Here is an 8,698-nt window from a genome sequence, read left to right on the forward strand (position 1 = left end):
CTACACGGCCGAGCAGTCCAGCGACCTGTACATCACGGACGGTTCGATCGACGACTACCTCTGGGGCAGTCAGAAGATCTTCGACTACACCTTCGAGATGTACCCGACGTCCAGTTCCGCGGTGTGGCGCTTCGACGACAAGGCGTCGCCGTACGCGTACATCGCCCCCTTCTTCCTCGTCTTCGGTGCCTTCGGCCTCTACCCGATGCTGTACACGGGCTGGATAGCCCTGCACCGGGTGGAGATGACGAGCCTGAACCAGTCCGAGTGGGTCGGCTGGCACAACTTCGCCACGATCCTCCAGGACTCCGAGTTCTGGACGGCCGTCACCAACACCTTTGTCATCGGGGTCATTTCGACCGTCCCGCAGCTCCTGATGGCCCTGGGCTTGGCGCACCTGCTCAACTACAAGCTGCGCGCCAGCACGGTCTGGCGGACGGTGATCCTCACCCCGTACGCCACCTCGGTGGCGACCGCGGCCCTCGTCTTCGCCCTGGTCTTCCGGGCCGACGGAGGTCTGCTCAACTGGGTGCTGCACTTCGTCGGCATCGGCAACACCGACTGGGGCAACGGGGAGTGGACGTCCAAGATCGCCATCTCGATCATCGTGATCTGGCGCTGGACCGGCTACAACACCCTGATCTACCTGGCGGCCATGCAGGCCGTGCCCGCCGACCTGTACGAAGCGGCCTCGATCGACGGAGCGACGCGCTGGCAGCAGTTCCGCAAGGTGACCGTTCCCTCGCTGCGGCCGACGATCCTGTTCACCATCGTCATCTCGACCATCGGTTCCATGCAGCTGTTCGGTGAGCCGCTGCTGCTCCAGGGCGGCACGCTCGGCTCCACCGGGGGGAGCGAGCACCAGTACGAGACGCTGAGCATCTATCTCTTCAACTACGGCTGGAAACTTGGGCACTTGGGCCCGGCCGCGGCCGTGGCCTGGGCCATGCTCGTCCTGCTCCTGCTCATTGCCCTGATCAACTGGATCGTCGGCCGGTTCGTGCGCAACAGCGCGGCCTGACGGGAGCGATATCGATGACCACGACCAGCCCCACCAAGACCGCGCCGGACCTCGACCCGGCGCCGCTGCCCATCACCCCGGGCGAGGGCCGCCGACGCTTCAAGCTGGGCGCCGGCCAGCAGCTCAAGGGCGGCCCGTTCACCTACGCCACCCTGACCGTCGTAGGCCTGTTCTCGATCTTCCCGCTGTACTGGACGCTGGTGGCCGCCTCGCACGACCAGCAGCGGGTCCTCGACAGCCCGCCGCCGTTCCTGCCGGGCGGCCGGCTGTGGAGCAACCTCCAAGCGGCCTGGGAACAGGCCCACTTGGGGAAGGCGATCGTCAACACCGTGATCGTGGCGGGCTGCATCACCGCGGCCACGCTGTTCTTCTGCACCCTCGCCGGTTACGCCTTCGCCAAGATGCGCTTCCGCGGCCGTGGCGCCCTGATGACCGCGGTCATCGCCACCCTGACGATCCCGCCCCAACTCAGCGTCGTACCACTGTTCATGATGATGGCGGACATCGGCTGGGGCGGAAAACTGGAGTCGGTGATCTTCCCGACCCTCGTCGGCGCCTTCGGTGTCTTCTTCATGCGCCAGTACCTGTCGGAGGCCCTGCCGTACGAGCTCATCGAGGCGGCCAAGGTGGACGGGGCGTCCAACATCCGCATCGTCTGGAACGTGGTCCTGCCCGCGGCCAGGCCCGCGATGATGGTGCTCGGGATGCTCACCTTCGTGCAGGCGTGGAACGACTTCTTCTGGCCCTTCCTCGCCCTGAACCAGGACAACCCCACCATCCAGGTGGCGCTCGGCCAGCTCAGCGCCTCCTACACCCCCGACCAGAGCATCGTCATGGCCGGAGCGCTGATCAGCACCCTGCCGCTGCTGCTGGTGTTCGTGATCTTCGGCAAGCAGATCATCGGAGGCATCATGGCGGGCGCCGTCAAGGGCTGACGCCGGACTGCCCAACTCCCGTTCGGGCAAGCCCCGTTCACCGTCCCGTACGGCCCGCTCCGCACGCGGGCCGTACCCGGCCGGGCGCCCGCCGTCGTGCCCCGTCCGCTTCCCCTCACCGCCGGATCGCCGTCCGGCGTCTACTCACCCCACTCCGGGAGCGCTCACATGACTGCCGTACGACAGGAAACCAAGGCCGAGCCGGCCTCCGCCACCACCTTCCCCCCGGGCTTCGTCTGGGGTGCCGCCACCGCCGCCTACCAGGTGGAGGGTGCCGCCGCGGAGGACGGCCGGACCCCCTCCATCTGGGACACCTTCAGCCACACGCCGGGGAAGGTGCGCAACGGCGACACCGGCGACATCGCCGCCGACCACTACCACCGGTACCGCGACGACGTGGCGCTGATGAAGGACCTCGGTCTGAAGGCGTACCGGTTCTCCATCTCCTGGTCCCGGGTCCAGCCCACCGGCCGCGGACCGGCCGTGGAGCGCGGTCTCGACTTCTACCGCCGGCTCGCCGACGAGCTCCTGGCGGCCGGCATCACCCCCGTCGCCACCCTCTACCACTGGGACCTGCCACAGGAGTTGGAGGACGCGGGCGGCTGGCCGCAGCGCGACACCGCGCACCGCTTCGCCGACTACGCCGAGATCATGGGCCGGGCCCTCGGCGACCGCGTCGGCCTGTGGACCACCCTCAACGAGCCCTGGTGCAGCGCGTTTCTGGGCTACGGCTCGGGGGTGCACGCGCCGGGCCGCACCGACCCGGCGGCCACCCTGCGCGCCGCCCACCACCTCAACCTGGGGCACGGCTTGGCGGTCGGGGCGCTGCGCGAGGTCCTGCCGGCCTCCGCGCAGACCTCCATCACCCTCAACCTGCACCAGGTGCGCCCGCTCACCGACAGCCCCGAGGACGCGGAGGCCGCACGCCGTATCGACGCGGTCGGCAACAGGATCTTCACCGGCCCCCTGCTCGACGGCGCCTACCCCGAGGACCTGCGCGCCGACACCGCGCATCTCGTCGACTGGGCGGAGCTGGTGCGCGACGGCGACCTGGCCGAGATCTCCCGGCCCATCGACGTGCTCGGCGTCAACTACTACGCGCCGACCGTCGTCTCGGCCGGCTCCGGCACCGGCACCACCAAGAACGACGGCCACGGCGCGAGCGCCCACTCACCGTGGACCGGCTCCGAGAACGTGGACTTCCACCTCGCCAACGACCACCTCACGGCGATGAACTGGGCGATCGACCCCAGCGGCCTGCACACCCTCCTGACCGACCTGGCCGCATCGCACCCCGGGCTGCCGCTGATGGTCACGGAGAACGGCGCCGCGTTCGACGACTACGTCTCCCCCGAGGGCGTGGTCAACGACCCGCAGCGGATCGCCTACCTGCACTCCCACCTCGACGCGGTCCGCCGGGCCATCACCGACGGAGCGGACGTGCGCGGCTACTTCCTGTGGTCCCTCCTCGACAACTTCGAATGGTCCTACGGCTATTCGAAGCGCTTCGGCGCCGTCTACGTCGACTACTCCACGCAGCGCCGTATCCCCAAGGCGAGCGCCCACTGGTACGCAGGGGTGATCCGGGGGAACGCGCTGCCGACGGCCGGCGAGGACGGGTGAGGCCCGACGGGCGAGGACCCCGGTCGACGAGGGACGATGGAGGGCGGGGCGTCCGGGCCTCGGCTGTTACATTCCTGGCCTGAAAGCTGCGAACGGAAGGCGGCGACCATGGCGGTCAGCGGTGGGCGGAACCGGGGCGGCAGGCGGCCGACCCTGGAGGAGGTCGCCGCCCGTGCCGGTGTGGGCCGCGGCACGGTCTCCCGGGTGATCAACGGCTCGCCCAGGGTCAGCGACGCGACCCGCGCCGCCGTCGAGGCGGCGGTCGCGGAGCTCGAGTACGTCCCGAACACGGCGGCCCGTGCGCTGGCCGCCAACCGCACGGACGCGATCGCCCTCGTCGTCCCCGAGCCGGAGACCCGCTTCTTCGCGGAACCGTACTTCTCGGACATGCTCAAGGGCGTCGGCACCCAACTGTCCGACACCGAGATGCAGTTGCTGCTCATCTTCGCGGGCAGCGACCGGGAGCGGCAGCGCCTCGCCCAGTACCTGGCAGCGCACCGTGTGGACGGCGTCCTGCTCGTCTCGGTCCACGCGGACGACCCGCTGCCGGACCTGCTGGCCGCGCTGGAGATCCCGGCGGTGATCAGCGGCCCCCGGTCGGCCGCCGAGCCCCTGACCTCGGTCGACTCCGACAACTACGGCGGCGCCCGCTCGGCCGTGGAACACCTCCTGTCCCGCGGTCGCAGACACATCGCCCACATCACCGGCCTCCTCGACGTGTACGGCGCCCAGCGCCGCGTCGACGGCTACCGCGAGGCACTCCTGGACGCGGGCCACGAAGTGGACGAACACCTCATCCAGCCGGGCGACTTCACCGAGGAGGGCGGCCGCCGGGCGATGAAGGAACTGCTGGCCCGCCGCCCCGACGTGGACGCGGTCTTCGCCGGCTCGGACGTGATGGCGGCGGGCGCCCGCCAGGTCCTCCGCGAGGAGGGCCGCGTGATCCCCGACGACGTGGCCCTGGTCGGCTACGACGACTCGGCCATAGCCCGCCACATGGACCCACCCCTCACGAGCGTCCGCCAGCCGATAGAGGAAATGGGCCGCGCGATGATCGACCTGCTCCTCGCCGAGATCGCGGACCGCCGCCCGTCCACGTCCCGGGGCCTGGAACGCCGACAGGCGGTACTGGCAACGGAGTTGGTGATTCGGGCGTCGTCCTGAAAGAAGGGGGCGCGTCAGGGGTTTCCTCTCCCCACCCGGCCGTTCACCGTCCAGGCTGGGTCCCATGACACCCCGTCCTCATCCCCTCCTGGCCGTCGACAGGATCCCCGCCACCGAGCCCTACCTCCGCACGGTGGGCGAGGTGTTCCGGTCCTTCCGTGAGCAGGACTCCGGGTGTGTCTCCTACGGTGTCCAACTCCCGGACGGGGAACGCTGGTTCGTGAAGGAGGCGACAACTGCCGCCGCCCAGGCCTCACTTGACGGTGCCTGGGAGTTCCACCGGGTGGTGCGGCACCCGGCGATCGTCCCGCAGTTGCATCGGATCGCGGTGGCGGACAGTGGGCGTACGGCGGTCGTCATGCCCTGGCGTCACGGGGAGTCGCTCTACGGCCCCGCCCGGGCGCGGTTCCGTGCCCTGCCCCTCGCCTCCGTGCTGCGCGCCGTCGACCGCGTCCTGGACGCGCATCTCGCGGTGGAGGCCGCGGGGATGGTGGCGGTCGATCTGTACGACGGGGCGTTCCTCTACGACTTCGGCGGCGACGTCCTGCATCTCATCGACCTCGACGAATACCGGCCCGGCCCTTTCCTCCTCCAGGAGGACCGACTCCCCGGGTCCGCCCGGTTCATGGCCCCCGAGGAGTGGCACCATGGCGCCCGCATCGACATCCGTACGACGGTCTACGCGCTCGGCCGCACCGCTCGCCTCCTTCTCGACGTCGGCGATGGCGAGCGGGCCTGGCGGGGGACCGCGGGTCAACTCGCCGTCCTGGAAAGGGCCACCCGCGCCGATCCCGCCGAACGGTTCGTGGGCGTACGGGAGTTCACGGACGCGTGGCGCGCCGCCACCTGATCTCGCCGTCCTGCCACTGGTCGGTCGGCGTCAGGCCCGCCGCCGTGGCGACCGCCGCGGATGCCCGGTGGTCCGGGTGGATGTGCGCCACGATCGTAGAGACCGCGTGTTCTTCGAGCCACGACACCAGGCCCTGCGCCGCCTCGCTCGCCAGGCCTCGGCCCTGCCAGGGTGCCCCGACCACCCAGGCGATCTCGGCCCCGGACCCGGTCACGGTGGCTTGGACGGTGCCCGCGAGGTGGGCATCGGTGCGGAGGCAGAGGACCCAGTTGAGCCAGGAGACCGCCGGGTCCGGGGAGCCGGCGACCAGGCGCTCGTAACGAGTGCGAAGCGCGGTGGGAGTGAGGGGAGCCCCGCCGGTGAAGGTGTGGAGGGTGGGGGAGGAGAGGACCGTGGCCATCTCGGTGGCGTGCTCCGCACGGAGGGGGAGGAGGTCGAGACGGGTGGTGCGGATGCGCGCTGGGTACATGGGAGGCTCCGGAAAACGAATCAGCCGGTGACTTCGTTTCCGAAGTCACCGGCTGATTACTTGGGGTGAGTGACGGGACTTGAACCCGCGACTTCCTGGACCACAACCAGGTGCTCTACCAGCTGAGCTACACCCACCATGCCCGGTCGTTCACTCTGAAAGTTTCCGACCGGCCGAGAAAAAGTGTACAGGGTCCGAAGGGGTGCTCGCGCACGCCTTTTACGAGGTGGGCTGGACGTGCTTCGCGGCGATCGTGCGGGCCGTTTCGGAGTCGGGACCGGGCTGCGGGACGAAGATCGCCTCGCGGTAGTAGCGCAGCTCGGCGATGGACTCGCGGATGTCGGCGAGGGCGCGGTGATTGCCCTTCTTCTCGGGGCTGTTGAAGTACGCCCGCGGGTACCAGCGGCGGGCCAGCTCCTTCACCGAGGACACGTCCACGATGCGGTAGTGGAGGTACTCCTCCAGGGTCGGCATGTCACGGAGGAGGAAACCGCGGTCGGTACCGACCGAGTTGCCGCACAGCGGGGCCTTGCCCGGCTCCTTGACATGCTCCCGGATGTACGCCAGGACCAGCTCCTCGGCGTCGGCCAGCGTCGTACCGCCGGCCAACTCGTCGAGCAGGCCGGATGCGGTGTGCATCTGGCGTACTACGTCCGGCATCGTCTCCAGCGCCTGGTCCGGCGGGCGGATGACGATGTCCACCCCTTCGCCGAGCACGTTCAGCTCGGAGTCGGTGACGAGGGCGGCCACCTCGATGAGAGCGTCGTCGGACAGCGAGAGGCCGGTCATCTCGCAGTCGATCCACACCATGCGATCGTTCATGTGTCTAACCTTAAGGTGCGCGCCGCCCGGCTGGACCGACCGTGCGGTGACCTTGTGCCGCGGGGCATGCGAAAACCCCCGGAGATCTCCTGCGAGAGACCTCCGGGGGCGTGCTGTCGCTACGTCGCGCTCCGCTGGCCGGGCAGACTCGCCGCCCGACTTGTGGCGTACGCCTCACGGCCGTTCTCCGCCGAGGCGGCCGACGCGGACGCCGTCGCCGACAGCGCGCTCGCCGCCGTACGACGTGTCTGCATCGGGACCGGGCCGTCCGGGTGCAGCGCGGGTGGCAGCCCGGCCGGACCCAGGGACGCCGGACCGCCGGGCTGGCCGGGAGCGCCGTCGCCGTCCGCCTGCTTGTCGCCCTGGGGCCTGCGGGCGCGGTAAGCGGCCCGGTAGGCGGCGGGCGACGAGCCCAACTGGCGCCGGAAATGGCCGCGCAGGGCCACCGGCGAGCGGAAGCCGCAGCGACCCGCGACCTCGTCCACCGAGTAGTCCGACGTCTCCAGCAGGCGCTGCGCCTGAAGCACCCGCTGCGTGATCAGCCACTGCAGGGGAGCGCTCCCGGTGAGCGAGCGGAAGCGGCGGTCGAACGTACGCCTGCTCATGTACGCGCGTGCCGCCAGCGTCTCCACGTCGAACTGTTCGTGGAGGTGCTCCAGCGCCCAGGCGACGACCTCCGCGAGCGGGTCGGCGCCGATCTCCTCTGGTAAAGACCGATCGAGGTAGCGCTCCTGACCGCCGCTTCGGCGCGGTGGGACCACCAGGCGCCGGGCGAGCGCGCCGGCCGCCTCGTTGCCGTGGTCCGTCCGCACGATGTGGAGGCAGAGATCGATTCCGGCCGCCGTACCGGCGGACGTGAGTACGTCTCCGTCGTCGACGAAGAGTTCCCTCGGATCCACGTGCACCGACGGATAGCGCTTGGCCAGCGTCGGTGCGTACATCCAGTGGGTGGTCGCGGGACGGCCGTCCAGCAGGCCCGCCGCGGCCAGCACGAAGGCGCCGGTGCACAGGCCGACGATGCGGGCCCCTTCTTCGTGCGCGCGGCGGATCGCGTCGAGTGCCTCCTCCGGCGGCGGCGAGGTGATCGACCGCCAGGCCGGCACGACGACGGTGCCCGCCCGTGAGATCGCTTCCAAGCCATGCGGTGTGGTGAGTTCCAGCCCGCCCGTGGTGCGCAACGGACCTTCTTCGCCGCCGCACACAAGCAGGCGGTAGCGCGGAACTCCGGCGTCCTGCCGGTCGATTCCGAACACCGACAGCGGTATGGAACTCTCGAAGATGGGGCCGCCGCTGAACAGCAGCACCGCGACGATCTCCTTGCGGCGTCGCCCGGAAAGCTTCCGGGCCGCGGCTTCCGGCGCGGCAGTGGAGTCGTGGCTCATACTGCTAAGCCCCCCTCGGTGGTCGCGTCGCCCCTATCTTGTCGGGCTTGTCGCTCCAGCACGTTTCCCCTCGGTCCTGCACGAGTCCCCCGCCGTAAGACGTCAAGATCGAATCTACTGTGTCCAGTGGTGCCGGGGTGACCAGTTCGGCAACCGGCACATTGTCGACATGGCAACTTGGCGTGAAGCATTCGATCACGAAGCGTTGCACTCGTGGGCCGTGCAGGGAAGTGCGCCTCGTCTTAGTGGCCAATCCCCGTAGGGTGCGCAAGGCCTCCCAGACCCTTTCCGTGCAGGTGGAACGGGGGTTGGGGGGTGGTTCGGACAACGGATGCGCGATGACCGGAAGTTGGCTGAAAAGCGTCGGGCGCGTGCGCGGAAACCGGTCAGTCGACCGGTGCACTTCCCCCGGCGTGCCGCCCGCCCCTGTGC

The 8,698-nt window shown here is 69.8% G+C and carries 8 protein-coding genes and 1 tRNA gene; 5 read left to right on the top strand and 4 right to left on the bottom strand.

Features of this window, described 5'->3' with window-relative positions; translation table 11 throughout:
* The first annotated feature begins 97 nt into the window (after positions 1-97).
* The 5 genes from ACNFOC_RS45765 (at position 98) to ACNFOC_RS45785 (ending at position 5,593) form a co-directional block, all read left to right on the top strand.
* Positions 98-1,021, top strand: coding sequence for a carbohydrate ABC transporter permease (locus ACNFOC_RS45765; RefSeq protein WP_416964930.1), 924 nt, complete (start codon positions 98-100; stop codon positions 1,019-1,021).
* A gap of 14 nt (positions 1,022-1,035) precedes the next feature.
* The gene (locus tag ACNFOC_RS45770; RefSeq protein ID WP_416964924.1) at positions 1,036-1,956 is read left to right on the top strand and encodes a carbohydrate ABC transporter permease; all 921 of its coding nucleotides are present in this window, start codon (positions 1,036-1,038) and stop codon (positions 1,954-1,956) included.
* Positions 1,957-2,124: 168 nt separating this feature from the next.
* Complete coding sequence (locus tag ACNFOC_RS45775) at positions 2,125-3,579, top strand: GH1 family beta-glucosidase (RefSeq protein WP_416964925.1); 1,455 nt, start codon at positions 2,125-2,127, stop codon at positions 3,577-3,579.
* A 108-nt stretch (positions 3,580-3,687) separates the two neighbouring features.
* Complete coding sequence (locus ACNFOC_RS45780) at positions 3,688-4,743, top strand: LacI family DNA-binding transcriptional regulator (RefSeq protein WP_416964926.1); 1,056 nt, start codon at positions 3,688-3,690, stop codon at positions 4,741-4,743.
* Between the two features lie 64 nt (positions 4,744-4,807).
* Positions 4,808-5,593, top strand: a complete 786-nt coding sequence (locus ACNFOC_RS45785; protein ID WP_416964927.1) for a serine/threonine-protein kinase — start codon at positions 4,808-4,810, stop codon at positions 5,591-5,593.
* Here the strand turns inward: ACNFOC_RS45785 and ACNFOC_RS45790 are convergent.
* The 4 genes from ACNFOC_RS45790 to ACNFOC_RS45805 all read right to left on the bottom strand — a co-directional run bounded on the left by ACNFOC_RS45790 (position 5,565) and on the right by ACNFOC_RS45805 (position 8,266).
* Positions 5,565-6,062, bottom strand: a complete 498-nt coding sequence (locus tag ACNFOC_RS45790; RefSeq protein WP_416964928.1) for a GNAT family N-acetyltransferase — start codon at positions 6,060-6,062, stop codon at positions 5,565-5,567. The two genes, ACNFOC_RS45785 and ACNFOC_RS45790, sit on opposite strands and share 29 nt — an antisense overlap.
* Positions 6,063-6,123: 61 nt before the next feature.
* Positions 6,124-6,199: transfer RNA gene (locus tag ACNFOC_RS45795), tRNA-His, on the bottom strand.
* A gap of 82 nt (positions 6,200-6,281) precedes the next feature.
* On the bottom strand, positions 6,282-6,884 hold the full coding sequence (gene orn / locus ACNFOC_RS45800; protein WP_363098772.1) for an oligoribonuclease: 603 nt from the start codon (positions 6,882-6,884) through the stop codon (positions 6,282-6,284).
* Positions 6,885-7,003: 119 nt separating this feature from the next.
* Entirely contained in the window at positions 7,004-8,266 is a 1,263-nt protein-coding gene (locus tag ACNFOC_RS45805; RefSeq protein WP_416964929.1) for a GlxA family transcriptional regulator, read from the bottom strand.
* Positions 8,267-8,698: the final 432 nt, after the last annotated feature.

Source organism: Streptomyces colwelliae (assembly GCF_048158785.1).
Taxonomy (GTDB): Bacteria; Actinomycetota; Actinomycetes; order Streptomycetales; family Streptomycetaceae; genus Streptomyces.